The following is a 24,471-nucleotide window of genomic DNA, read 5'->3' as shown; positions in this document are numbered from 1 at the left end:
CGCGACGCGTGCCTTCCGGGGCGCCCCCGTCAGGTCTTCTTGCGGAACTTGTTGATCGCGATGGGGGCCACCACCGCAGTGAGGCCGACGGCCCAGATGACCGTCCACATCGCCGGGCTCGCGATCGCGCCCTCGCCGAGCATCAGCCCTCGCGAGGCATCCGCCACATGGGTGAGCGGATTGACGTCGGTGAACGCCTTCAGCCAGCCCGGCATGGTGCCGACCGGGACGAACACCGAGGAACCGAACTGCAGCGGCATCAGGATCAGGAACGACACGCCCTGCACGGCCTGCGCGGTGCGCATGGTGAGACCGAGCAGCATGAAGATCCACACCAGTGAGGCGCCGAAGATCGTGGTCAGGCCGATCGCGGCCAGCATCTCCAGCCACCGGCCTTCGATGTCCAGGCCGACCAGGAAGCCGACCGTCAGCAGCACGACTATGGCGATCAGCATGCGGCAGATCTCCACCGCCACCTTGGCGATCAGCACCGAGGACCGGGCGATGGGCATGGACCGGAAGCGGTCCATCACACCCTTGCGGAAGTCCTCGTTGATGCCGGTGCCCACCGCCATGGCGATGTTCATGCCCATCATGGCCATCATGCCGGGCATCAGGTAGTTGGTGTACTGGTCGCGGTCGCCGCCGGGACCGATCGCGCCGCCGAAGACGAACACGAACAGCAGCGTGAAGATGATGGGCATCAGCAATGCGTCCATCATCGATTCCGGGTCCTGCTTGATCTGCAGCGCGTTACGGCGCACGAGTGCGCCGATGTGGCGCAGGTTGGCGCGCAGCCCGATCCGGCCCTCGTCCTCGCCCTGCTTGGGCGACGGCGGGGTGGGTTCCGAGTCGGGTGCCTTGGTTGTAGCGGTGGCGGTTGTCACGCCGCTACCTCCTTGAGCTTGGTCTCCTCGTCGTCCTGGTGGGTGGCCTTCTGGCCGGTGATGGCCAGGAACACCTCATCCAGGCTGGGCAGGTGGGTGGCGATGTCGGAGATCGCGAAGCCGCGCTCACCCAGCAGGCCCACCACGGCGGTCAGCTGCTCATCGCTGATGATCGGGACGGTGACGACGCCCTTGTCCTCGTCGGCCGTCGCGCCGGCCAGGCCGTCGAGACCGGCCTGGGCGAGGGCACCGACCATGCGGTTCAGCTCACCCGTGTCGCTGGGGCGGATCTCCAGGGTCCGGCCGCCGACCTTGGCCTTCAGCTCCGGGACATTGCCCTCGGCGATGATCTTGCCCTGGTCTATCACCGTCAGCTCGGTGGCCAGCTGCTCGGCCTCCTCCATGTACTGCGTGGTGAGCAGCACGGTGTTGCCCTCGGAGACGATGCGCTTCACCTCTTCCCAGACCTCGTTACGCGTCCGCGGGTCCAGGCCGGTGGTGGGCTCGTCCAGATAGAGCACCTTCGGGTGGCCGATCAGCGAGGCGGCCAGGTCGAGCCGCCGCCGCATACCGCCGGAGTACTGCATGACGGGCTTCTTCGCGGCGTCCGTGAGCGAGAAGCGCTCCAGCATCTCGTCGGCGCGCTTGCGGGCGCCGTCCCGCGAGAAATCGAGCAGCCGCCCGATCATGTAGAGGTTCTCCCAGCCCGCGAGCTTCTCGTCGACCGAGGCGTACTGACCGGTCAGGCCCATCGTCCGGCGGAGCTGCCGGGGCTGGCGCACCACGTCGTACCCCGCGACCGTGGCCTTGCCGCTGTCGGGCAGGAGCAGCGTGGAGAGTATGCGTACGAGGGTCGTCTTGCCCGCGCCGTTCGGCCCGAGTACGCCCATGACCGTGCCCTCGCGCACGTCCAGGTCTATGCCGTCCACTGCTTTGGTGTCCCCGAAATGCTTCACCAGGCCGCGGACTTCGACGGCGTTGTTGCCGTGGCCGGTGGTGTTCTGTCGCGTCATGCAGTACAAGATGCCAGCCGCCACCGACAAACGGCCGACAGCCCGCCTACACGCGAGCGTCGGCGGGCTGTCCAGAGACCGGAAAGTGACGCGAATCACACACGGTCAGCTCATAGTGGGGGCCTCAGGTGAAGCTGTGCTCCTCGCTGGGGAACGTACCGCCGGTCACCTCACCGGCGAACGCCTTCGCCGCCCCGCCGAGGCTCTCGCGCAGCTGTGCGTACTGCTTCACGAAGCGGGGCAGCTTGCCCGGGGTCAGCCCGGCCATGTCCGTCCAGACCAGCACCTGCGCGTCGCAGTCGGGCCCGGCGCCGATGCCGACGGTGGGGATCTCCAGCGAGCGCGTGATCTCCGCACCCACCCCGGCGGGCACCATCTCCAGCACCACGGCGAACGCGCCCGCCTCCTGCGCCGCCTTGGCGTCCCGCAGCAGCTCGTGCGCGTCCCTCTCGCCGCGCCCCTGCACGCGGTAGCCCATGGAGTTGACGGACTGCGGGGTGAGGCCGAGATGCGACATCACCGGTATCCCGGCGGAGGTCAGCAGCTCCGTCTGGGGCAGTGACCGTTCGCCGCCCTCCAGCTTGACCGCGCCCACACCCGACTCCTTGACCAGCCGGGTCGCGTTGCCCAGCGCCTGGGCGGGCCCTTCCTGGTACGAGCCGAAGGGCAGGTCGGCGACGATGAGCGGGCGCTTGGTGCCCCGCACGACGGCGGCCGACAGGATGGCCATCTCGTCCATCGTGACCGGGACGGTCGTCTCGTAACCGAGGTGGCAGTTGCCCATCGAGTCGCCCACGAGCAGTACGGGGATTCCCGACTCGTCGAAGACGGAGGCCGTCATCGCGTCGTAGGCCGTGAGCATCGGCCACTTCTCGCCGCGCTCCTTGGCGGCGGCGAGGTCGCGGATGGTGACCCGGCGGTTCTGGGCCCCTCCGTACAGCGTCTTGACGGAATTCTGGGAACCCTGGGAGTTCTGGGCAGGCGTCATGGCACATGCTCCTGAGAGTCGACGTCTCGAGGCGCCCTTACGGCGTCCCCGGATCTCCCAACCATGCTGGCACGCCAGGCGCGGCGGGGGAAGGGGAGGCAGACGGCCGGCAGCCGCCCGTCACAGAGCGCTGGGGTGTGCCCCCGAAGCGTGACAGCTGTCCGGCGCTCACCGATGCCGCCCGTCCCGATGCCGCCGTCCCGATACCGCCGTCACTTCGGGAAGTTCATGGACGCCGCCACCGGAAGGTGGTCGCTGCCCGTCGGCTCCATCGTCCAGGACGAAGCAGGCTCCAGACCCTTCACCATGATCTGGTCGATTCGCGCCATCGGGAAGGAGGCCGGCCAGCTGAAGCCCATGCCCCTTCCGCTCGCACCCTGCGTGGAGCGCAGCTGCGAGGTGACGGGCGCGAGCGCGCGGTCGTTCATCGTGCCGTTGAGGTCACCGAGCAGCACCAGCCGCGGGACGGGGTCGTCCTCGATCCGCTGTCCGAGCATCTCGGCGCTGACGTCCCGCCGCCCCGCCGTGAACCCGGAGCGGAACTGCACCCGCACCGACGGCAGGTGCGCCACATAGACCGCGACCTGCCCCTGCGGGGTCTCCACCGTGGTGCGCAGCGCCCGCGTCCAGCCCATGCCGATGTCCACCGGCTCGGAGTCCCGCAGCGGATGCGCGCTCCAGATCCCGACGGTGCCCCGTACGTCGTGGTACGGGTAGGCGTCCGCCAGTTCCCTCTCGTAGACCTTGATCCGGCGGCCCGCGATCTCCTCCAGCGCGATGACGTCCGCGCCCGAGCCCTTGAGCTGTCGCGCGGTGGCGACCGGATCAGGGTTTCCGGCGTTGACGTTGTGGGTGACCACGGTGAAGTCGCCACCGGTGCTTCCCCGGTCCGTCAGGAGCCCGCCGAACAGGCTCAGCCAGGCGATCAGGGGCACCAGCAGCGCGGCCAGCGCCGTGACCGACCGGCGGATGAGTGCGATCAGCAGCAGTACGGGGATGAACAACCCGCCCCAGGGGAGGAACGTCTCCCACAGTGAGCCCAGGTTGCCTATCGTGTTGGGGATCACCGAGTGCAGCATCAGGGCCAGCCCGAGGAAGACGGCGAGCACGGCCGTCACCCAGCCACGTCGCCAGGTGCGGGCGCTGCGCCAGCCCTCCTCGCCGCCCCAGCCGCCGAAGGCCCGGCGCAGTAGCCGGGCCGGCGCCCGGGAGCGTGACCGACGTGCCTCGTCGGTCTCCTCGGTCTCCGTCGTGAACACCCGTGCCATCCGCCGTCCTCATTACCCGTGGTGCCGCCTGGAGAACGATAGGTGAGAGGCGGACCCGCCCGCGCGGTGCGGGCACCGGCCCGCCGGTCGCTGCCGCTCGTCACCCTGATCATGCCAGGCCGTACGAGTGCCGTGTCAGGCAAGATGAACGCCCCGCTCGGCGCCTTGGCACGGCACTGGAGAACAGGACGAGCGGTGCGGGGGCCCGGGTTCCGGTTCCGGCCCTTCCTGTGCGCCCTGTGACAGAACGCGCACATTGAGCAGGAGGAGGCGGACGGGGCCCGCGCGTGGGCCGCAGAGCCTCCGAGCTGCTCAGCCCGTCTCCCGCCAGCGGTTGGTGACGGGGAGCCGGCGGTCCTTGCCGAAGCCCTTCGGCGAGATCTTGGTGCCCGGCGGGTACTGGCGGCGCTTGTACTCGGCGGTGTCCGTCATCCCCAGGACCCTGGTGACCAGCCCGGGGTCGAACCCCTGTGCGATGATCTCGGCGCGGCCGCGGTCACGGTCGACATACAGCTCCAGGACTTTGTCCAGGACGTCGTAGTCCGGCAGCGAGTCGGAGTCGGCCTGCTCCGGCCGGAGCTCGGCGCTGGGCGGCTTGGTGATCGAGCTCTCCGGGATGGGCGGGGTGTGGCCGCGCTCGCCGGCGGCCTTGTTGCGCCACTTCGCCAGCTTGAAGACGGTCGTCTTGTAGACGTCCTTGATCGGGCCGTAGGCGCCGACGGAGTCGCCGTAGAGCGTGGAGTATCCGGTGGCCAGCTCCGACTTGTTCCCCGGTGCCAGCACGATGTGCCCCTCCTGGTTGGAGAGCGCCATCAGCATGGTGCCGCGCAGCCGGGCCTGGAGGTTCTCCTCGGCCAGGCCGGTGAGGCCGAGCGATTCCATGTAGCTGTCGAACATCGGGCCGATCGGGACGGTACGGAAGTTCAGCCCCGTACGCCGCGCGAGCTCCGCCGCGTCCTCGCGGGAGTGCCCGGAGGAGTAGCGGGAGGGCATCGAGACGCCGTAGACGTTCCCGGCACCGACCGCGTCGCAGGCGATCGCGGCGGTGAGCGCGGAGTCGATGCCGCCGGAGAGGCCGATCAGCACCGAACGGAAGCCGTTCTTGGCGGCGTAGGCGCGCAGACCGACGACGAGCGCCGTGTAGACCTCTTCCTCGTCCTCCAGCCGGGGTGCCTCGCTCCCGGTGACCTCAGGCTCGTACGCCTCCAGCGGGTCGGCGGAGAGGGTGACGTGCTCGATCCGCAGTCCGTCGTCCACCGTCCCGGAAGGCGCCGGGCCCGCCGCGGGCAGCTCCAGGTCGAGCACCACGCAGCCCTCCTCGAACTGCGGCGCCCGTGCGATCACCCCGCCGTCGCGGTCGACGACGATCGAGTCGCCGTCGAAGACCAGTTCGTCCTGGCCGCCGATCATCGCCAGATACGCCGTGGTGCAGCCCGCTTCCTGGGCGCGCTTGCGCACCAGTTCGAGCCGGGTGTCGTCCTTGGCGCGCTCGTAGGGGGAGGCGTTGACCGAGACGAGCAGTCCGGCGCCCGCCGTACGGGCCGCCGGGACCCGGCCGCCCTCCTGCCACAGGTCCTCGCAGATGGCGAGGGCCACATCGACGCCGTGCACCCGGATGACGGGCAGCGTGTCGCCGGGCACGAAGTAGCGGAACTCGTCGAACACGCCGTAGTTGGGGAGGTGGTGCTTGGCGAAGGTCAGCACCACCTCGCCGCCGTGCAGCACCGCCGCGGCGTTCTGCGGAGCGCCGGCGGGCTGGCCGAACCGCTCCTGTGCGTGCTCGGCCCGGTCGAGATAGCCCAGGATCACCGGGACCGCGCCGAAGCCCTCGGCCGCCAGCCGCTCCGCCAGACCGCGGAGCGCGGCGCGGCTGGCCTCGACGAAGGAGGCGCGCAGCGCCAGGTCCTCGACGGGGTAGCCGGTGAGCATCATCTCCGGGAACGCGACGAGATGCGCCCCCTGCTCGACGGAGTGCCGAGTCCAGTGCAGGACGGATTCGGCGTTCCCGCTGAGGTCCCCGACGGTGGAGTCGATCTGATTCAGGGCGAGACGTAGTTGAGGCACACCTCCACTCTAATCGTCTTCCTGACGCAATATGCGGGACGGCCGGTGTGAGTGCTGCCACCGGCCCTGGGCCCGGTGGCTCGGGTCCGCCCCCGGCTCGGCCCCTCCAGAAGAGGTGAGACGCCGTCAGCTCGCGGACCCCGGCACTCGTGGCTTCCCGGTGCCGCCTGCGTGCCCTGATGGACCGTCTGGGTGCCGCCCCGACTTCCGACTCGGCCTGCGGGCGGCGCGTCCAGGGTGGATCATCACCGGCTGCGACGGGATCGGCGACGGCCTGTGGACGGTCTGACCGGCGCGGGTGTGACGGGTCAGGGACCAGCGCTGAGGGCCGATGGACGCCGACAGCGGCGATCTGCGCCGGCGACTCGTGCCCGAGTCTCACTCATATTCCGTAATGACCTGCCCGGACGATGCCTTGGTCCGGCAGCGTCCATGCGATGTGCTGCTCGCATGCGCCCCCACAGCGCACCCCCCACAGGAGAAGGAATCCTCGATATGGCAGCAATGCGCAGGAAGCTCGCCGTCGGAGTCTCGGCGGCGGTCGCCGCGGCCGCGATGGGTACTGTCGCCGCCCTCCCGGCGAACGCCGGTGCCCCGGAAGGCAGGGTGATCGGAGCCGACTCCGGAACAGCCGTCCAGGGCAGCTACATCGTGACCCTGAAGAAGTCCTCCTTCGAGGCGGACTCCGCCCAGGGCAGGTCGGTCGTCACCGGCCACGGCGGCGAGGTGCGGAGAACCTTCACCCACGCGATGAACGGCTACGCCATCGCCATCCCCGCCGGGGAGGCGCGCGAGCTGGCCGCCGACCCGGCGGTCGAGAAGGTCTACGCCAACCAGCGGCACAGCATCACGGGCGAGCAGCCGAACCCGCCCAGCTGGGGCCTGGACCGCATCGACCAGCCCAGGCTGCCGCTGGACGGCACCTACACCTATCCCGACACGGCGGGAGAGGGCGTCACCGCATACGTCATCGACACCGGGGTCCGCAAGAGCCACGCGGACCTCGGCGGCCGTGTCGCCGGCGGGTACGACGCGATCGACGACGACAGCGAGGCCCAGGACGGCAACGGCCACGGCACCCACGTCGCCACCACCATCGCGGGCGGGACCCACGGGGTCGCCAAGAAGGCGGACGTGGTCGGCGTCCGGGTGCTCAACGACGAGGGGTCCGGCACCACCGCCCAGGTGGTCGCCGGTATCGACTGGGCGACAGGGAAGGCATCCGGCCCCTCGGTCGCCAACCTGTCGCTGGGCGGCGGCGCGGACGAGGCCCTGGACGAGGCGGTGCGCAACTCCATCTCGGCCGGGATCACGTACGCGGTGGCGGCGGGCAACGACGGAGACGACGCGGGCAACAGCTCGCCCGCGCGTGTACGGGAGGCCCTCACGGTCGGTGCCACCGACCAGCGGGACGACCGGGCCAGCTTCTCCAACTTCGGCCGGTCGCTCGACCTCTTCGCCCCCGGCGTCAGCATCACCGCGGGCTGGAACAGCAGCGACAACGCCACCCGCACCCTCTCCGGTACGTCCATGGCCGCGCCGCACGTGGCGGGGGCCGCGGCGGTCTATCTGGCGGGCAACCAGAGCGCCACGCCCTCGCAGGTGGCCACGGCCCTCACCGAGGGTGCCTCCTCCGGTGTCGTCGGCGACGCCGGCAGGGGTTCGCCGAACCTGCTGCTCGACATCGTCGAGTGAGCGGAGCCGAGTAGACGCGCACCGGCCGCGGTCCGGCACCGTCCGGGCCGCGGTCCGGTCTGTGCGCCGTGTCTGCGCAGGTGCGGCGGCGGGCGGCACTACCGGGACGGTCTGTATTAGGTTAGCCTCACCTAATTCACTCCGATCCGAGAGAAGTCCGAGCCATGAAGAACGCTCCCCGTCCCCCGTTGTCCCGGCGCGGCCTGCTCGCCGCGGGCGGCGCCCTCGGCCTCGGCGGCCTCCTCGCCGCCTGCGGCGGCAGTGCCGACGACGGCAAAAGCCCCGGCGGGGGCGGATCCGGCCCTTGGAGCTTCACGGACGACCGGGGTGAGAAGCTGAAGGCCGACCGGCGTCCGCGCAACATCGTCGCCTTCGTCGGCTCGGCCGCGGCGCTGTACGACTACGGCATCGAGTGCACCGGCATCTTCGGCCCCAGCGAGCCCGTCGACGGAAAGCGCAACCCGCAGACGGGAGAACTCGACCTCGGTGGGCTCACCAGCCTCGGCAACGCCTGGGGAGAGTTCAGTATCGAGAAGTACGCCGGGCTCAAGCCCGACCTGCTGATCAGCAACATGTTCCCGCCGCCCGACCTGTGGTTCGTCCCGCCGGAGAGCGCGAAGAAGATCGACTCGCTGGCCCCCACGCTGGGGATCAGCGTCGCGCACACCACCCTCCTCGATCCGCTGAAGCGCTACGAGAAGCTTGCCCGGTCGCTCGGCGCCGACCTGGAGGCCAAAAAGGTAACCGAAGCGCGGGCCCGCTTCGAGAAGGCCGAGCGGACGCTGCGCGAGGCTGCCAAGGCCAGGGGCGGACTGAAGGTCCTCGCGATGACCGGCGACCAGGACCAGATGTATGTCGCCGTCCCCGAGTCCTACACCGACCTGCACTACTTCAAGGATCTCGGCGTCGAGTTCGTGCAGGGGAAGAAGAGCGACGAGTTCGGCTTCTGGGAGTTCCTCAGCTGGGAGAACGCCGACAAGTACCACGCCGACCTGATCATGGTCGACAACCGCGCCTCCGCACTCCCTGCCGCCGAACTCGCCAAGAAGCCGGTCTGGGCCGGACTGCCCGCCGTGAAGGCGGGGCAGACCACTCCCTGGGCGATGGAGGAGCGGTGCAGCTACCGGGGCTACGCCCCGGTGGTGGAACGCCTCGCCGCCGCACTGAAGGGCGCGGACAAGCTGAAGCCCTGACTCGCCGAGCCCAGCCCCCTTTTCCCGGTTCCCACTACTCCGAGTGGCCCTGTTCCTCCGGCCCCGGCCCTGTCACTCTGGCCTCCGGACCTCCGATTCCTCCGCGGGGTGCCCGGGTGCGTAACACGTTCGAAAACGTGTGGTGGGATGCTCGTATGCCTTGACGCGTGTTCCGGCTCGTCAGGGCCCTGGGCTCGACCAGCGAGGATGGGTGAATATGGATAAGCAGCAGGAATTCGTGCTCCGCACGCTCGAAGAGCGCGACATCCGGTTCGTCCGGCTCTGGTTCACCGATGTCCTCGGCTTCCTGAAGTCCGTCGCCGTCGCACCCGCCGAGCTTGAACAGGCGTTCGATGAAGGTATCGGCTTCGACGGCTCAGCGATCGAGGGCTTCGCCCGCGTGTACGAGTCGGACATGATCGCCAAGCCCGACCCCAGCACCTTCCAGATCCTGCCCTGGCGCGCCGAGGGTCCCGGCACCGCCCGGATGTTCTGCGACATCCTGATGCCCGACGGGTCCCCCTCGTACGCCGACCCGCGCTACGTCCTCAAGCGCACGCTGGCCAAGACCTCCGACCTCGGCTTCACCTTCTACACCCACCCCGAGATCGAGTTCTTCCTGCTCAAGGACAAGCCCGTCGACGGCACCCGCCCCACCCCCGCCGACTCCTCCGGCTATTTCGACCACACCCCGCAGCACGTCGGCCAGGACTTCCGGCGGCAGGCGATCACCATGCTCGAGTCGATGGGTATCTCGGTGGAGTTCTCGCACCACGAGGGCGCGCCGGGACAGCAGGAGATCGACCTGCGGTACGCCGACGCGCTGTCGACCGCCGACAACATCATGACCTTCCGGCTCGTCATGAAGCAGGTCGCGCTGGAGCAGGGCGTCCAGGCCACCTTCATGCCCAAGCCGTTCTCCGAATACCCCGGCTCCGGCATGCACACCCACCTCTCCCTCTTCGAGGGCGACCGCAACGCCTTCAACGAATCGGGCGCGGAATACCAGCTGTCCAAGGTCGGCCGCTCCTTCATCGCCGGCTTGCTGCGCTACGCGGGCGAGATCTCGGCCGTCACCAACCAGTGGGTCAACTCCTACAAGCGGATCTGGGGCGGCTCCCAGCGCACCGCCGGTGAGGGCGGCGAGTCGCCCTCGTACATCTGCTGGGGCCACAACAACCGCTCCGCGCTGATCCGGGTCCCGATGTACAAGCCGGGGAAGACCGGCTCCACCCGGGTCGAGGTCCGCTCCCTCGACTCCGGCGCCAACCCCTATCTCGCATACGCCGTGCTGCTCGCCGCCGGGCTCAAGGGCATCGAGAAGGGGTACGAACTGCCGGCCGGTGCCGACGACGACGTGTGGGCGCTCTCCGACTCCGAGCGTCGCGCGATGGGCATCGAGCCCCTCCCGCAGAACCTCGGCGAGGCGATCGCACTGATGGAGCGCAGCGAACTGGTCGCCGAGACCCTCGGCGAGCACGTCTTCGACTTCTTCCTCCGGAACAAGAAGCAGGAGTGGGAGGAGTACCGCTCCGAGGTCACCGCCTTCGAGCTCCGCAAGTCCCTCCCGGTGCTGTAGTGCTGCGCCGCGCAAGCCTTCGAGGGCCCGTGCGGGAGGATGCCCGGGAACCGGAGCCTTCCCCCGGGGCTTGTCGGACGGGGCCGGCCGCCGCGCGGCCCCGCGAGCCAGTCGACGGCGGGGCGGTGTCGCCGGGATGATGGGCCACCGGCGCGGGCACGCGGCCGACGGGTGAGGACAGACGCACGGCCGGAGAGGGCGTACACGTGGCGGCGCAGGGCGGGCGGCGGGACAGCAGGTTCGGGCAGTTGCTGCGGCGGGGGTTCACCGATCCGGCCGCCGCCGGGGCGCTGCTCGACATGGTGGAGCTGGAGACCGTGCGGGAGGACACCCTCTTCCTGGACGCCCTGGCCGCGACAGCCGACCCCGACCTGGCGCTGTTCGGGGTTGTACGGCTCGTCGAGGCACTCGCGATGGGCCCCGAGAAGCCCGGGGGAATGGCGAAGCCCGAAGGCGACCGGGGACGGGCCGAGGCGCAGATCCTGCTGGACACCCTGCTCACCGCCAAACCGCTGCGCGACCGGCTGCTCGGCGTGCTCGGCGCCTCCGAGGCGCTCGCGGACCACCTCGCCCGCCACCCCTCTGACTGGCGGGCTCTGGTCACCTACGAGGCCGCCGACCTGCACCCGGGCGTGGCGGAGTTCGAGGCCGCGCTCGCCGACGTCGCCGGCCCCGACGACCTGCGCGTCGGCTACCGGCGCTGCCTGCTCTCCATCGCCGCCCGCGACGTGTGCGGTACGACCGAGTTGGCCGAGACCGCCGCCGAACTCGCGGATCTCGCCACCGCGACCCTGCGAGGCGCTCTCGCGCTGGCACGGGCCGAGGAGCCTGGCGACGCCGCCGCATGCCGGCTTGCCGTCGTCGCCATGGGCAAGTGCGGCGGCCACGAGCTCAACTATGTGTCCGACGTCGATGTGATCTTCGTCGGCGAACTCCCGGAAGGCGCCCCGGGCGCCGGAAGCGCGGCGGGCGGCAACGGGGGAAACGGCAACGGAAGCGGCACCGGCGGCATGGAGGAGGCCGAGGCGGTACGGGCCGCCACCCGGCTCGCCTCCCGCATGATGCGGATCTGCTCCGACACCACCGCCGAGGGCACCATCTGGCCGGTCGACGCCAACCTCCGGCCGGAGGGCCGGAACGGGCCCCTGGTCCGCACCCTGAGCAGCCATCTCGCCTACTACCAGCGCTGGGCGAAGACCTGGGAGTTCCAGGCGCTGCTCAAGGCCCGCCCGGTGGCCGGTGATCGGGCGCTCGGCGAGGCCTATATGGACGCGGTGGGGCCGCTGGTGTGGCAGGCATCCGAGCGGGAGAACTTCGTCGGCGACGTCCAGCGCATGCGCCGCCGGGTTGTGGAGAACATCCCCGCCGCCCATCTGGAACGGGAACTGAAACTGGGCCCCGGCGGGCTGCGGGACGTCGAGTTCGCCGTACAGCTGCTCCAACTGGTGCACGGGCGGTCCGACGCCACACTGCGCAGTCCGACGACCCTGGTGGCGCTCGCCGAGCTGGCCGCCGGCGGTTACGTCGGGCGGCAGGACGCCGCCGCGCTCGACGCCTCGTACCGCTTCCTGCGCACCATGGAGCACCGCATCCAGCTCTACCGGCTGCGCCGCACCCACCTGATGCCGGACGATCCGGCCGACCAGCGCCGCCTGGGCCGCTCGCTCGGCTTCCGCGTGCAGCCCGTCACCGAGTTGCACCGGGCATGGCGGCGGCACGCCACCTCGGTGCGGCGGCTGCACGAGAAGCTCTTCTACCGGCCGCTGCTCGACGCCGTCGCCCAGCTCGCCCCGGGCGAGAACCGGCTCTCCGCCCGCGCCGCTCAGCAGCGGCTGGAGGCCCTGGGCTACGCCGACCCCGCCGCCGCACTGCGGCATCTGGAAGCGCTGGCCAGCGGCGTCAGCCGCAAGGCGGCGATCCAGCGCACCCTGCTGCCCGTCCTGCTGGGCTGGTTCGCGGACTCGGCCGACCCGGACGCCGGGCTGCTCGGCTTCCGCAAGGTCTCCGACGCCCTCGGCAGAACCCCCTGGTATCTGCGGCTGCTGCGGGACGAGGGCGTGGCGGCGGAGAATCTCGCCCGGGTGCTGTCCGCCGGGCGGCTCGCCCCTGACCTGCTGCTGCGCGCCCCGGAGGCGGTCGCGCTGCTCGGCTCCGCTCGCGAGCTGGAGCCGCGCGACCGGGCCGCGCTGACCCAGGAGGTGCTGAGCGCCGTCGGGCGCGCGGACGGCCCGGAGCAGGCGGTCGCGGCAGCGCGCGGCGTACGGCGGCGCGAGCTGTTCCGTACGGCGGCGGCGGACATCATCCAGGCGTACGGCACCGAGGACACACCCATCCCGGAGGACCCGGGCCCAGCCGTCGAGCGGGTCGGCGGCGCGCTTTCCGACATCAACGCCGCCACGCTGGCGGGCGCACTGCGCGCCGCCGTCCGGGGGCGGTGGGGCGACGAGCTGCCCACCCGTTTCGCCGTCATCGGCATGGGCCGCTTCGGCGGCCACGAGCTGGGATACGGCTCGGACGCGGACGTGCTGTTCGTGCACGAGCCGCGCCAGGGGGTGAGCGAGGAGGAGGCGGCGAAGGCCGCTTTCGCCGTCGCCAACGAGATGCGGAGACTTCTCCAGCTGCCGACCTCCGACCCGCCGCTGCTCATCGACGCCGACCTGCGGCCGGAGGGGAAGTCCGGGCCCCTCGTGCGCTCGCTCGCCTCCTATGCCGCGTACTACCGCCGCTGGTCACAGGTGTGGGAGAGCCAGGCGCTGCTGCGGGCGCGTCCGGTGGCGGGGGACGCGGAGCTGGGTGCGCGCTTCATCGAGCTGATCGACCCGCTGCGCTACCCGCCGGGCGGGCCGAGTGAGGAGTCCGTACGCGAGATCCGCCGTCTGAAGGCCCGGATGGAAACGGAACGGATGCCACGCGGAGCCGACTCGACAACCCACACCAAGCTGGGCCGGGGCGGCCTCTCGGACGTGGAGTGGACGGTGCAGCTGCTCCAGCTGCGGCACGCGGGAGCGGTGCCCGAGCTGCGTACGGCCCGCACCCGGGAGGCCCTGGCCGCCGCGCGGGAGGCGGGCCTGTTGGACGCGGCGGACGCCGGCACCCTGGACGAGGCATGGCTGCTGGCGACCAGGGTCCGTAACGCGGCCATGCTCGTACGGGGGCGCCCCTCGGACACCTTCCCGTCCGGGCCGCGCGAGCTGGCGGCGGTCGGCCGCTATCTGGGATACCGGGGTGCGGACGACGCCGGAGCGAGCGCGGCGGTCGCAGCGGGGCGGGCGGAGGGGGAGAGCGTCGGCGTGGGGGAGATGCTGGACGACTACCGCCGGACGACCCGGCGCGCGCGTGCGGTGATGGAACGGCTCTTCTACGGGGCGTGAGCCTGGGCCACGGCAGGCCACGGCAGGCCACGGCAGGCCACGGCAGGTCGTGGCCGCCTCAGTGCGAGGTGGGTGACGGCGCGGAAGCCGACGGCGCCGGGTCCGGTACGGACGGTGATGCCTCAGCAGTCGGCACCGGCGAGACCTGCGGCACCGGCGAGACCTGCGGCACCGCGGGACTCGACGCCGCAGGGGCGGTGCTCAGGCCGCCGCGCCCGGCGTGCTGACCGAGTGTCACCCGCCGTGGCATCTGGTGCGCGAGCCGTCCGTAGTACAGCCGGGACAGAGCGAAGCCGAGAGCGAGGCAGAGCAGGCCGCCGACGGCGTCCAGCCAGAAGTGATTGGCGGTCGCCACGATCACGAACAGTGTCGCGAGCGGGTAGAGCGCGCCCAGCAGCTTTCCCCACAGCGGCTTCGCCAGTGTCGCGATGGTGATGCCGCACCACACCGACCAGCCGATGTGCATCGACGGCATCGCCGCGTACTGGTTCGACATGTCGGCGAGGTTGCCGGAGGCCATCGAGCCCCAGGTCTGGTGCAGCTGCACCGTGTCGATGAAGTGCATGCCCTCCATCAGCCGGGGCGGGGCGAGAGGAAAGAGGTAGTAGCCGAGCAACGCCGTGCCGGTGGTCGCGAAGATCACCATCCGGGTGGCCGCGTACCGGCCGGGCTGCCATCTGTAGAGCCAGACGAGTACACCTATGGTCACGACGAAGTGCAGCGTCGCGTAGTAGTAGTTCGCCGAGACTATGAGCCAGGTCACGCCGTTTACCGAGTGGTTGACCGATTCCTCGAAAGCGAGGCCGAGACTGCGCTCCGTCTCCCAGATCCAGTCGGCGTTGCGCAGCGCGGATGCCCGCTGTTCGGGTACGGAGTTCCGGATCATGGAATAGACCCAGTAACTCACGGCGATCAGTGCGATCTCGAACCAGAGGCGAGGTCTGCGGGGGGCCCTCATCCGCTGGACCAGCGGATGTGTGCGCTTCACCGCCGAATCAGCCCCGCGAGACTCCTCGTGAGTAGTCGCGGCGGCCGACCGGCCGGCTGTCTTGGTCCTCACAGTCGGTGCCCCCATAGGGCAGTAGTCTGCCAGACTTCGGAGGTGGTCCGATCATCCTCCGGTCGGGTAATGGAGCACTTTCTCCCCGTCGTCTCCTGTGTTCCCTCGTGACGCCAGGCCACACTCTGCCCAAAGAAATCTGGTGTCGGATCAGGCAGGCGGCGCCGAGGCAGTTGAACCGCGAACCACCAGTTCGGGGAGGAAGACGAACTCACTGTGCGGGGCGGGCGTACCGCCGATCTCCTCCAGCAGCGCACGCACGGCGGCCTGCCCCATCGCCGTCACCGGCTGCCGGATCGTGGACAGCGGCGGATCGGTGAAGGCGATCAGCGGGGAGTCGTCGAAACCGATGACCGAGACATCCTCGGGGACGCTCAAGCCCCGCTGGCGTACCGCCCGGATCGCCCCGAGCGCCATCATGTCGCTGGCGCACACCAGCGCGGTACAGCCCTGCTCCAGCAGCGCCGAGGCGGCCGCCTGACCGCCCTCCAGGCTGTACAGCGAGTGCTGGATCAGCTTCCTCGTGTCCGCTTCCGCGAGGCCCAGTTGCTCCTGCACGGCCTGCAGAAACCCGTCCGTCTTGCGCTGTACGGGGACGAATCGCTCGGGGCCGAGCGCCAGGCCGACCCGCCGGTGACCGAGCGACGCCAGATGCGTCACGGCAAGCCGCATCGCCGCCCGGTCGTCGGGCGAGATGAACGGGGCCCGCACCTTTGGAGAGAAGCCGTTGATCAGGACGAACGGGACGCCCTGGGCCCGTAGTCGGTCGTAGCGCTGGGTGCTCGCGGTGGTGTCGGCGTGCAGGCCGGAGACGAAGATGATCCCGGCGACTCCGCGGTCCACCAGCATCTCGGTCAGCTCGTCCTCGGTCGAGCCGCCGGGCGTCTGGGTGGCCAGCACCGGGGTGTACCCCTGGCGGGTCAGACCCTGGCAGATCACCTGTGCGAAGGCGGGAAAGATCGGGTTCTCCAGCTCCGGGGTGATCAGCCCGACGAGGCCCTCGCTCCGCCGGCGCAGCCGGACAGGCCGCTCGTACCCGAGTACGTCGAGTGCGGCGAGCACTGATTCGCGGGTGGTCGCGGAGACGCCTGGTTTGCCGTTCAGGACCCGGCTGACCGTCGCTTCGCTCACCCCCGCCTGGGCTGCGATGTCAGCTAGCCGTGCGGTCACGCCCCGGACTGTACCGGCCGGGTTCCACGCTGCACAGCGCGCAAGTTTTTGCGTAAGATTTTGCGGTCAAGTTTCTGAAAGGTTGCCGCAAGGTCTTTCGGAAACTTTCAGGCGCTGTTACGTTCCTCGGCAACTGGACGCCGCAGAGGCGCCGGGGAACACCTTGGGAGGATCAGACATGCGGCGTGGCATAGGGGCCACCGCTCTGGTAGCGGCTCTCGCGCTTGCGGCAACAGCTTGCGGCGGGGACAGCGAGGGCGGCGAGAAGGGCGCGGACGGCGAGATCACCGGCACCGTCACATACTGGGACACCTCGAACGACGCGGAGAAGGGCACGTACAAGAAGATCGCCGAGGACTTCGAGAAGAAGCACCCCAAGGTGAAGGTCAAGTACGTCCACGTCAACTTCGGCGACGCGAACGCCAAGTTCAAGAACGCGGCGGGCGGCAACTCCGGGGCCCCCGACGTGATGCGGACCGAGGTGGCCTGGGTCGCCGACTTCGCCAACCTCTCCTACCTCGCCCCGCTGGACGGCACACCCGCCCTCGACAACGAGGACGACTACCTCAAGGCCGCCGCCGGCAGCACGAAGTTCGAGGGCAAGACGTACGCCGTCCCGCAGGTGACCGACACCCTGGGCCTCTTCTACAACAAGAAGCTGCTCAAGGAGGCCGGCGTCGAGGTCCCCGCCTCGCTCGACGCGCTCAAGACCGCCTCCGCGAAGATCAAGAAGGAGACCGGCGCCACCGGCCTCTACCTGCGCGGCGACGACCCGTACTGGTTCCTCCCCTACCTCTACGGCGAGGGCGGTGACCTCGTCGACGTCAAGTCGAAGAAGATCACCGTCGATGACGGCCCCGGTGCCAAGGCGCTCGCGGCGATGAAGGACCTCGTCGACTCCAAGGCCGCGGTCAGCGACGCCAACAACGGCCAGGAGAACGGCCTCAAGGCGTTCAAGGACGGCGACGTCGCCATGATGGTGGACGGGCCGTGGGACATCGCGGGCGCACTGGAGGGCAAGGAGTTCAAGGACAAGAGCAACTTCGGCGTCGCTCCCGTCCCGGCCGGCAGCGCCGGCCAGGCCGCACCGCAGGGCGGCTGGAACCTCTCGGTGTACGCCGGCTCCAAGAACCTCGACGCCTCCTACGAGTTCGCCAAGTACATGAGCTCCGCCGAGGTGCAGAAGCGCACCACCGAGGAGCTGAGCCTGCTGCCGACCCGCACGTCGGTCTACGAGGAGCCCTCGGTCAAGAAGAACGAGATGGTGCAGTTCTTCAAGCCCGCCGTGGCGAAGGCGCACCAGCGGCCCTGGATTCCCGAGACCAACTCCCTCTTCGAGCCGGTGCGTGTCCAGATGAACGCGGTGCTGTTCGGCGGCACCAGCCCCGAGGACGGTGCGAACAAGATCGGCTCGGAGTTCGGCAAGCTGCTCAAGGACTACAAGTAAAGGGCCCCCGACCCATGGCTGTGGACACCGGCCGGTCGGTGGCGAAGGCCGCGGACGGAGACGACGACTCCGTCCGCGGCCGCCGCCGCACGACCGCCAGAAACGGAAACACCCCGGGGCGGCTGCGCCGCGTGCTCTCCCGGCACTGGTACGCCTGGACGATGGTCGCCCCGGTGGTGCTGGTCATCGGCGTGATCGTCGGCTACCCGCTCGGGCGCGGCATCTATCTGTCGCTCACCGACGCCGACGAGGCGAACGTCGCCCGCAGTATCGGCGTCAACGAGATTCCGGCGACATACGACTTCATCGGCCTCGACAACTACACCGCGATCCTCGCAGACAGCGTCTTCTGGGACCGGCTCGGCTGGACCCTCGTGTGGACGGTGGGCTGCGTCAGCGTCACCTTCCTGCTCGGTCTGACGCTGGCCAACATGCTCAGCCGCGAGGTCAAGGGCCGCTCCTTCTACCGGATCGCGATGATCGTGCCGTGGGGTATCCCCGCGTTCGTCTCCGTCTTCGCCTGGAAGATGCTGTTCAACGAGAAGTACGGCATCCTCAACGAGGTGCTCGACGGCGGCGGAATCGACGCCGTGCCCTGGCTGAGCGACCCCACCTGGGCAAAGATCGCCGTCATCGCGGTCAACGTCTGGCTCGGCGTCCCGTTCATGATCGTGGCCATGCTGGGCGCACTGCAGTCCATCCCCGACGAGCTGTACGAGGCCGCCGAGATGGACGGTGCGAACCCCTGGCAGCGCTTCGTCAACATCACTCTGCCCGGCATCCGCTCGGTCAGCACCACGGTGATCCTGCTGAGCACCATCTGGACCTTCAACATGTTCCCGGTGATCTATCTGCTCACCAGCGGCGGCCCGGGAGACGAGACCGAGATCCTGGTGACCTACGCCTACCGGGTCTCCTTCGTGAACAGCCCGCGCGACTTCGCCACCTCCGCAGCCTGGGGTGTCCTCATCCTGCTGATGCTGTCGCTCTTCACGATCTTCTACCGACGTGCGCTGCGCAAGCAGGGAGAGGTGTGGTGACGATGCGCACCAGGAAGAGAAGCAAACCGGCCTCCATCGCCCTGCACACCGGCCTGTTGACCGGTGCCGCGGTGGCGCTGTTCCCGCCGCTGTGGCTGCTGGTGACCTCCTTCAAGCCCTCGAGTGAGACGTTCTCCACCGCGCTGGTGAAGGACTTCACCCTCGGCAACTACGACCACGTGCTGGCCGACACCCACTTCCTCGACTGGTTCGGCAACTCGCTGATCGTCGTGTTCAGCACCACCCTCATCGGTGTCTTCATCGCCTCCACCACCGGATACGCCCTGAGCCGCTTCCGGTTCCCGGGCATGCGCCCGCTGATGTGGGTACTGCTGATCACCCAGATGTTCCCGATGGCCGTGCTCATCGTGCCGCTCTACAACACGATGGCGAAGCTCGGCCTGCTCAACCAGCCGGTCGGTCTGATCGTCACCTACCTCACCATCGCGGTGCCCTTCTGCGCCTGGATGATGAAGAGCTTCTTCGACACCGTCCCGGTCTCCATCGACGAGTCCGGAAGAGTCGACGGGCTCAACCCGTTCGGCACCTTCTGGCGGCTGATCATGCCGCTCGCGAAGCCCGGTCTCGCGGTCACCGGTTTCTACACCTTCGTCACGGCCTGGGCCGAAGTCGCCTACGCCACCGCCTTCATGACCGGCGAGGAGAACCTCACCCTCGCCGGCGGGCTGCAGACCTTCGTCAACCGGTACGGAGCCGACTGGGGATCGATGACGGCCGCAGCGGTCATCATCGCGGTCCCCGCAGCAGTGGTCTTCGGCTTCGCCCAGCGCTACCTCGTGTCCGGCCTCACCGCCGGCGCGGTCAAATCTTGATGGCCGGGTTGGGCCCCCAACTCCTCGAACCCAGGGAAGACATGACCCAGCACTCATCCGCCACGCCCTCCACCCACGTCGGCACCGGCCCCGCAGTGCGCCGCCCGGACGACGGTGCCGGGTGGTGGCGCGACGCCGTCATCTACCAGGTCTATCCACGCTCCTTCGCCGACGGGAACGCCGACGGCATGGGAGACCTCCCGGGCATCCGGGCCCGCCTGCCCTACCTCGCCGAACTGGGCATCGACGCCGTATGGCTGAGCCCGTTCTACGCCTCCCCGCAGGCGGACGCCGGCTATGACGTCGCCGACTACCGGGTGATCGACCCCATGTTCGGCGAACTCGCCGACGCCGAGGCACTGATCAGCGACGCCCACGACCTGGGCCTGCGGATCATCGTGGACATCGTCCCGAACCATTCGTCCGACCAGCACGAATGGTTCCAGCGTGCCCTGAGCGAGGGCCCCGGATCGCCCTCCCGCGAGCGCTACCACTTCCGGCCGGGCCGCGGTGAAGGGGGCGAAGAGCCGCCGAACGACTGGGAGTCCATCTTCGGCGGCCCCGCCTGGACCCGCAGCAAGAACCCGGACGGCAGCCACGGCGAGTGGTACCTCCACCTCTTCGCCCCCGAGCAGCCCGACTTCAACTGGAACAGCACCGCCGTACGGGACGAGTTCCGCTCCCTGCTCCGCTTCTGGCTGGACAAGGGGGTCGACGGCTTCCGTATCGACGTCGCACACGGCATGGTCAAGGCCGACGGCCTGCCCGACATGGGCCACGGTGAGCAGCTCAGACTGCTCGGCAGCCAGGTGCTGCCCTTCTTCGACCAGGACGGCGTGCACGAGATCTACCGCTCCTGGCGGGCGATCCTCGAGGAGTACGGCGGCGACCGCATCGGTGTCGCGGAGGCGTGGACACCCAGCGCCCAGCGCACCGCGCTCTACCTGCGCCCCGACGAACTGCACCAGGCGTTCAACTTCCACTATCTGAACGCCGGATGGGACGCGGCCGAACTGCGCGCGGTAATCGACGAGTCCCTCGGCTCGCTGCGCCCCGTCGGCGCCGCCACCACCTGGGTGCTCTCCAACCACGACGTCGTACGGCACCTCACCCGGCTCGGCGGCAGCCTGGAGCGGGCCCGCGCGGCGACGCTCCTGATGCTGGCGCTGCCCGGCTCCGCCTACGTCTACCAGGGCGAGGAGCTTGGCCTGCCCGAGGCCACCGAGCTGCCGGACGAGGTGCGCCAGGACCCGTCCTTCTTCAAGAGCGACGGCCAGGACGGGCTGCGCGACGGCTGCCGGGTGCCGCTGCCCTGGACGAGGGAGGGCTCCTCGTACGGCTTCGGTGAGGACGGCAGTTGGCTGCCGCAGCCGGACGGCTGGGCGGCACTCAGCGTCGAGGCGCAGACCGGCGACCCGGACTCCACCCTGGAGCTGTACCGCACCGCGCTGAGCCTCCGCCGCGCGCACCCCGATCTGGGGGCCGGGGACGCCGTGGAGTGGCTGGACGCCCCGGCCGAGGTGGTGGCCTTCCGGCGCGGCGCCTTCGTATGCGCGGCCAACACCGGTACCGCCGCCGTGGAACTGCCCGCCGCGGCCTGGCCGCCCGGCGGCGCCCGAGTGCTGCTGACCAGCGGCGCGTACGACGGCGGCAGCATCCTGCCCGCCGACACGACGGTCTGGTGGACCACCGGATGACGGCTCTGCCCACCGCCCGGCTCGCCGACATAGCCCAGCACGCCGCGGTCAGTGAGGCCACGGTCAGCCGGGTCCTCAACGGCAGGCCGGGCGTCGCGGCGAGCACCCGGCAGAAGGTGCTCGCCGCACTCGACGTGCTCGGCTACGAGCGGCCCGTACGGCTGAAACAGCGCAGCGCCGGGCTGGTCGGGCTGGTCATCCCCGAACTCACCAACCCGATCTTCCCGGCCTTCGCCCAGGTCATCGAGCACTCCCTGAGCGGATACGGCTACACCCCGGTGCTGGGCACCCAGACGCCGGGCGGCGCCACCGAGGACGAGCTTGTCGACCAGCTCGTCGAGCGTGCCGTCACCGGAATCATCTTCCTCTCCGGACTGCACGCCGACCTCTCCACCGACCCCGGGCGGTATGTCAGGCTGGCGGGCCGTGGTGTGCCGTTCGTGCTGGTCAACGGCTACAACGACCGGATCAGCGCGCCCTTCGTCTCACCCGATGACCGGGCCGCGGCCCGGATCGCGGTGCGGCACCTGCGCGATCTGGGACACGAGCGGATCGGACTGGCCGTCGGGCCCGAGCGGTTCGTGCCCTCCCGGCGCAAGGCCGAGGGCTTCGAGGACACGGTACGCGCCTCGAACGGAGCGGTGAAGGGGCGGATCGAGCACACCCTCTTCACGGTGGAGGGCGGCCAGGCCGCCGCAGGGGCGCTGCTGGACCACGGCTGTACGGGCATCGTCTGCGGCAGCGACATGATGGCGCTGGGCGCCGTGCGGGCGGCCCGGCAGCGAGGTCTGCTGGTGCCCGGCGAGGTCTCGGTGATCGGCTACGACGACTCGGAGCTGAACGCCTTCACCGACCCGCCGCTGACGACCGTCCGGCAGCCCGTCCGTGCCATGGCCAACGCTGCGGTGCACACGCTGCTGGAGGAGATCGGCGGAAACCCGGTGCCGCGGGCGGAGTTCGTCTTCCAGCCGGAGCTGGTGGTGCGCGGCTCCACCGCCCAGGCCCCGTCCCTGCGAGCAGGGGCGGAGCTCCCCGCGCCCTAGAGTCCGAGGCCGCAGCAGCCCGCAGCAGGCCGCTGCAGGCCGCAGAGAAGCGGGGGGGCCCCCCCCCCGGCGCCGGGGGCGCGCCCCCCCGCTTCTCTGCGCCGCACTGCGGGACAGCTCGTGCAAACCCACGAAACCTCGGTGCAATCTATTCCAGAAGTTTCTGCAAGCTGTTACGTTCGCCACTGTTCCGGTCCGGCCGGCCGGGGGCCCCGCAAGGGCCCCACGCGCCCGGCCGGTCGGATTGGTTCAACCGCCTTACGGGCGCGGCGCGTTGCCCCGGGGCTGAAACACGACATCAGCTTCATCTCTCAGGAGGCATCGTGGCCCGAAGAACCGTCACCGCCCTGCTCGCGACCGTCGCGGGCGTGGCAGCGTCACTGATCGCGGTACCACAGGCCCAGGCGGCACCACAGGGTGAGAAGGACGTCACCGCGGTGCTGTTCGAGTGGGACTTCGACTCCATCGCCCGCGAGTGCACCAGCAGGCTCGGCCCGGCCGGCTACGGCTACGTCCAGGTCTCACCGCCCCAGGAGCACATCCAGGGCGGCCAGTGGTGGACCTCGTACCAGCCGGTCAGCTACGAGATCGCCGGGCGGCTCGGCAACCGGCAGCAGTTCCAGGACATGGTGAACACCTGCCACGGCGCCGGGGTCAAGGTCACCGTCGACGCCGTCATCAACCACATGACCGCCGGGTCCGGCACCGGCACCGGCGGCTCCCAGTACACCCACTACGACTACCCGGGCACCTACTCGTCCGCCGACATGGACGACTGCCGGACCGACATCGGCAACAACTACGGGGACCGCTACAACGTCCAGCACTGCGAACTGCTGGGCCTGGCGGACCTGGACACCGGCGAGAACTACGTACGCGGCCGCATCGCCGAGTACCTCAACGACCTGCTGTCGATGGGCGTGGACGGCTTCCGCGTCGACGCCGCCAAGCACATGCCCGCCGGAGACCTCGCCGACATCAAGTCCCGGCTGAGCAACCCGGACGTCTACTGGAAGATGGAGGTCATCCACGGCGCGGGCGAGGCCGTCTCGCCCGACGAGTACCTCGGCACCGGCGACGTCCAGGAGTTCCGCTACGGGCGCGACCTGAAGCGGGTCTTCCGACACGAGAAGCTCTCTTCCCTCGGCAACTACGGCGAGGGCTGGGGCTATATGGAGAGCGGCAAGTCCGCCGTGTTCGTCGACAACCACGACACCGAGCGCAACGGCTCCACGCTCAGCTACAAGGACGGCGCCGACTACACCCTGGCCAACGTCTTCATGCTGGCCTGGCCCTACGGCTCCCCCGACGTGCACTCCGGGTACGAGTTCTCCGGTCACGACGCCGGACCGCCCAGGGGCGGCACCGTCAACGCCTGCTGGGAGGACGGCTGGAAGTGCCAGCACGCCTGGCCGGAGATCGAGTCCATGGTCGGCTTCCGCAGCGAGACCCGCGGCCAGTCCGTCACCGACTGGTGGGACAACGGAAACGACGCGATCGCCTTCAGCCGCGGCGACAAGGGCTTCGTGGCCATCAACCACGAGGGCGGCTCACTGAACCGCACCTTCCAGACCTCGCTGCCCGGCGGCGACTACTGCGAGGTGCAGAGCGGCAGAACCGTCACCGTGGACGGCTCCGGCCGGTTCAGCGCCACACTCGGCGCCAACACCGCCCTCGCCCTGCACACCGGGGCGCGGGACTGCTCCGGCGGCAACCCGGACCCGGACCCGCCGGCCGGTGAGGGCGTCGACCTCCAGGTCAACGCCACCACCGTGCCGGGCCAGAACGTCCATGTCGCGGGCAGCTGCGAGGCGCTCGGCAACTGGGACACCGGCCGCGCTCCGAAGCTCGACCCCGCGGACTACCCCCGGTGGAAGCTGTCGCTGGACCTGCCCGCGGGCACGTCGTGCGAGTACAAGTACATCCGCAAGGACGGGAACGGCACCGTGCAGTGGGAGAGCGGCGGCAACCGTTCGTTCACCGTGCCCAGCGAGGGCGGTGTGAAGGTCACGGACAGCTGGCGCAGCTGACGCGCATGGGTCCGATCCGCCTGACCAGCTGGACCGCATGACCAGCTGGCCGCAGCAACTCGGGCCGCCCGGCGCCTTTCCGGATTCCCCGCC

17 protein-coding genes are annotated in these 24,471 nt (G+C 69.9%); 10 read left to right on the top strand and 7 right to left on the bottom strand.

Annotated elements, in window-relative coordinates; all coding sequences use genetic code 11:
- Positions 1–29 precede the first annotated feature (29 nt).
- From LHJ74_RS09335 to LHJ74_RS09315, 5 genes are all read right to left on the bottom strand, one after another.
- Positions 30–887 (bottom strand): ABC transporter permease, encoded by an 858-nt coding sequence (locus tag LHJ74_RS09335; protein WP_375546700.1) that lies wholly within the window; start codon positions 885–887, stop codon positions 30–32.
- A complete protein-coding gene (locus tag LHJ74_RS09330; RefSeq protein WP_260217419.1) occupies positions 884–1,900 on the bottom strand; it encodes an ATP-binding cassette domain-containing protein in 1,017 nt (338 codons plus the stop codon). The genes LHJ74_RS09335 and LHJ74_RS09330 overlap by 4 nt, the downstream gene beginning before the upstream one ends.
- Positions 1,901–2,024: 124 nt before the next feature.
- Positions 2,025–2,888, bottom strand: a complete 864-nt coding sequence (panB, locus tag LHJ74_RS09325) for a 3-methyl-2-oxobutanoate hydroxymethyltransferase (RefSeq protein ID WP_260217417.1) — start codon at positions 2,886–2,888, stop codon at positions 2,025–2,027.
- A gap of 212 nt (positions 2,889–3,100) precedes the next feature.
- Entirely contained in the window at positions 3,101–4,156 is a 1,056-nt protein-coding gene (locus LHJ74_RS09320; RefSeq protein WP_260217416.1) for an endonuclease/exonuclease/phosphatase family protein, read from the bottom strand.
- Between the two features lie 312 nt (positions 4,157–4,468).
- Positions 4,469–6,220, bottom strand: a complete 1,752-nt coding sequence (locus tag LHJ74_RS09315) for an NAD+ synthase (protein ID WP_260217415.1) — start codon at positions 6,218–6,220, stop codon at positions 4,469–4,471.
- Between the two features lie 495 nt (positions 6,221–6,715).
- Here LHJ74_RS09315 and LHJ74_RS09310 point away from each other — a divergent pair, with 495 nt between their 5' ends.
- The 4 genes from LHJ74_RS09310 to LHJ74_RS09295 all read left to right on the top strand — a co-directional run bounded on the left by LHJ74_RS09310 (position 6,716) and on the right by LHJ74_RS09295 (position 14,058).
- Positions 6,716–7,915: a S8 family peptidase gene (locus LHJ74_RS09310; protein ID WP_260217414.1), complete on the top strand. Its 1,200-nt coding sequence runs from the start codon at positions 6,716–6,718 to the stop codon at positions 7,913–7,915.
- A 164-nt stretch (positions 7,916–8,079) separates the two neighbouring features.
- Positions 8,080–9,108, top strand: a complete 1,029-nt coding sequence (locus LHJ74_RS09305) for an ABC transporter substrate-binding protein (protein ID WP_260217413.1) — start codon at positions 8,080–8,082, stop codon at positions 9,106–9,108.
- A gap of 217 nt (positions 9,109–9,325) precedes the next feature.
- A complete protein-coding gene (glnA2, locus tag LHJ74_RS09300; RefSeq protein ID WP_260217412.1) occupies positions 9,326–10,687 on the top strand; it encodes a gamma-glutamylpolyamine synthetase GlnA2 in 1,362 nt (453 codons plus the stop codon).
- Between the two features lie 206 nt (positions 10,688–10,893).
- Positions 10,894–14,058: a bifunctional [glutamine synthetase] adenylyltransferase/[glutamine synthetase]-adenylyl-L-tyrosine phosphorylase gene (locus LHJ74_RS09295; RefSeq protein WP_260217411.1), complete on the top strand. Its 3,165-nt coding sequence runs from the start codon at positions 10,894–10,896 to the stop codon at positions 14,056–14,058.
- 58 nt (positions 14,059–14,116) lie between these two features.
- On the opposite strand, the gene LHJ74_RS09290 is transcribed toward LHJ74_RS09295, so the two are convergent.
- Both LHJ74_RS09290 and LHJ74_RS09285 read right to left on the bottom strand, forming a co-directional pair.
- Positions 14,117–15,133, bottom strand: a complete 1,017-nt coding sequence (locus LHJ74_RS09290; protein ID WP_260217410.1) for a phosphatase PAP2 family protein — start codon at positions 15,131–15,133, stop codon at positions 14,117–14,119.
- A 135-nt stretch (positions 15,134–15,268) separates the two neighbouring features.
- The gene (locus tag LHJ74_RS09285) at positions 15,269–16,288 is read right to left on the bottom strand and encodes a LacI family DNA-binding transcriptional regulator (protein WP_260217409.1); all 1,020 of its coding nucleotides are present in this window, start codon (positions 16,286–16,288) and stop codon (positions 15,269–15,271) included.
- 178 nt (positions 16,289–16,466) lie between these two features.
- On the opposite strand from LHJ74_RS09285, the gene LHJ74_RS09280 reads away from it, so the two are divergent.
- The 6 genes from LHJ74_RS09280 to LHJ74_RS09255 all read left to right on the top strand — a co-directional run bounded on the left by LHJ74_RS09280 (position 16,467) and on the right by LHJ74_RS09255 (position 24,378).
- Positions 16,467–17,735 carry an extracellular solute-binding protein gene (locus LHJ74_RS09280; protein ID WP_260217408.1) on the top strand — a complete coding sequence of 423 codons (1,269 nt, stop codon included), beginning with the start codon at positions 16,467–16,469 and terminating at the stop codon, positions 17,733–17,735.
- Between the two features lie 14 nt (positions 17,736–17,749).
- Positions 17,750–18,775 carry a carbohydrate ABC transporter permease gene (locus tag LHJ74_RS09275; RefSeq protein ID WP_260217407.1) on the top strand — a complete coding sequence of 342 codons (1,026 nt, stop codon included), beginning with the start codon at positions 17,750–17,752 and terminating at the stop codon, positions 18,773–18,775.
- A gap of 2 nt (positions 18,776–18,777) precedes the next feature.
- Complete coding sequence (locus LHJ74_RS09270; protein WP_260217405.1) at positions 18,778–19,608, top strand: sugar ABC transporter permease; 831 nt, start codon at positions 18,778–18,780, stop codon at positions 19,606–19,608.
- Positions 19,609–19,649: 41 nt separating this feature from the next.
- Positions 19,650–21,305: a glycoside hydrolase family 13 protein gene (locus tag LHJ74_RS09265; RefSeq protein ID WP_260217404.1), complete on the top strand. Its 1,656-nt coding sequence runs from the start codon at positions 19,650–19,652 to the stop codon at positions 21,303–21,305.
- Positions 21,302–22,348 (top strand): LacI family DNA-binding transcriptional regulator, encoded by a 1,047-nt coding sequence (locus tag LHJ74_RS09260; protein ID WP_260217403.1) that lies wholly within the window; start codon positions 21,302–21,304, stop codon positions 22,346–22,348. Before LHJ74_RS09265 ends, LHJ74_RS09260 begins: the two co-directional genes overlap by 4 nt.
- 323 nt (positions 22,349–22,671) lie before the next feature.
- The gene (locus LHJ74_RS09255; protein ID WP_260217401.1) at positions 22,672–24,378 is read left to right on the top strand and encodes a carbohydrate-binding module family 20 domain-containing protein; all 1,707 of its coding nucleotides are present in this window, start codon (positions 22,672–22,674) and stop codon (positions 24,376–24,378) included.
- The last annotated feature ends 93 nt before the right edge of the window (positions 24,379–24,471 follow it).

Origin of the sequence: Streptomyces gossypii (assembly GCF_025165795.1) — a bacterium.
Taxonomy (GTDB): Bacteria; Actinomycetota; Actinomycetes; order Streptomycetales; family Streptomycetaceae; genus Streptomyces; species Streptomyces gossypii.
Note: the sequence above shows the minus strand (reverse complement) of the source record. Positions and strands in the feature narration are given on the sequence as shown.

Bases quoted from the DNA above. Each gene is read 5' to 3' on its own strand.
- LHJ74_RS09330 (WP_260217419.1), bottom strand. From the start codon at position 1,900: ATGACGCGACAGAACACCACCGGCCACGGCAACAACGCCGTCGAAGTC.
- panB (WP_260217417.1), bottom strand. From the start codon at position 2,888: ATGACGCCTGCCCAGAACTCCCAGGGTTCCCAGAATTCCGTCAAGACG.
- LHJ74_RS09320 (WP_260217416.1), bottom strand. From the start codon at position 4,156: ATGGCACGGGTGTTCACGACGGAGACCGAGGAGACCGACGAGGCACGT.
- LHJ74_RS09310 (WP_260217414.1), top strand. From the start codon at position 6,716: ATGGCAGCAATGCGCAGGAAGCTCGCCGTCGGAGTCTCGGCGGCGGTC.
- LHJ74_RS09305 (WP_260217413.1), top strand. From the start codon at position 8,080: ATGAAGAACGCTCCCCGTCCCCCGTTGTCCCGGCGCGGCCTGCTCGCC.
- glnA2 (WP_260217412.1), top strand. From the start codon at position 9,326: ATGGATAAGCAGCAGGAATTCGTGCTCCGCACGCTCGAAGAGCGCGAC.
- LHJ74_RS09290 (WP_260217410.1), bottom strand. From the start codon at position 15,133: ATGGGGGCACCGACTGTGAGGACCAAGACAGCCGGCCGGTCGGCCGCC.
- LHJ74_RS09280 (WP_260217408.1), top strand. From the start codon at position 16,467: ATGCGGCGTGGCATAGGGGCCACCGCTCTGGTAGCGGCTCTCGCGCTT.
- LHJ74_RS09275 (WP_260217407.1), top strand. From the start codon at position 17,750: ATGGCTGTGGACACCGGCCGGTCGGTGGCGAAGGCCGCGGACGGAGAC.
- LHJ74_RS09270 (WP_260217405.1), top strand. From the start codon at position 18,778: ATGCGCACCAGGAAGAGAAGCAAACCGGCCTCCATCGCCCTGCACACC.
- LHJ74_RS09265 (WP_260217404.1), top strand. From the start codon at position 19,650: ATGACCCAGCACTCATCCGCCACGCCCTCCACCCACGTCGGCACCGGC.
- LHJ74_RS09260 (WP_260217403.1), top strand. From the start codon at position 21,302: ATGACGGCTCTGCCCACCGCCCGGCTCGCCGACATAGCCCAGCACGCC.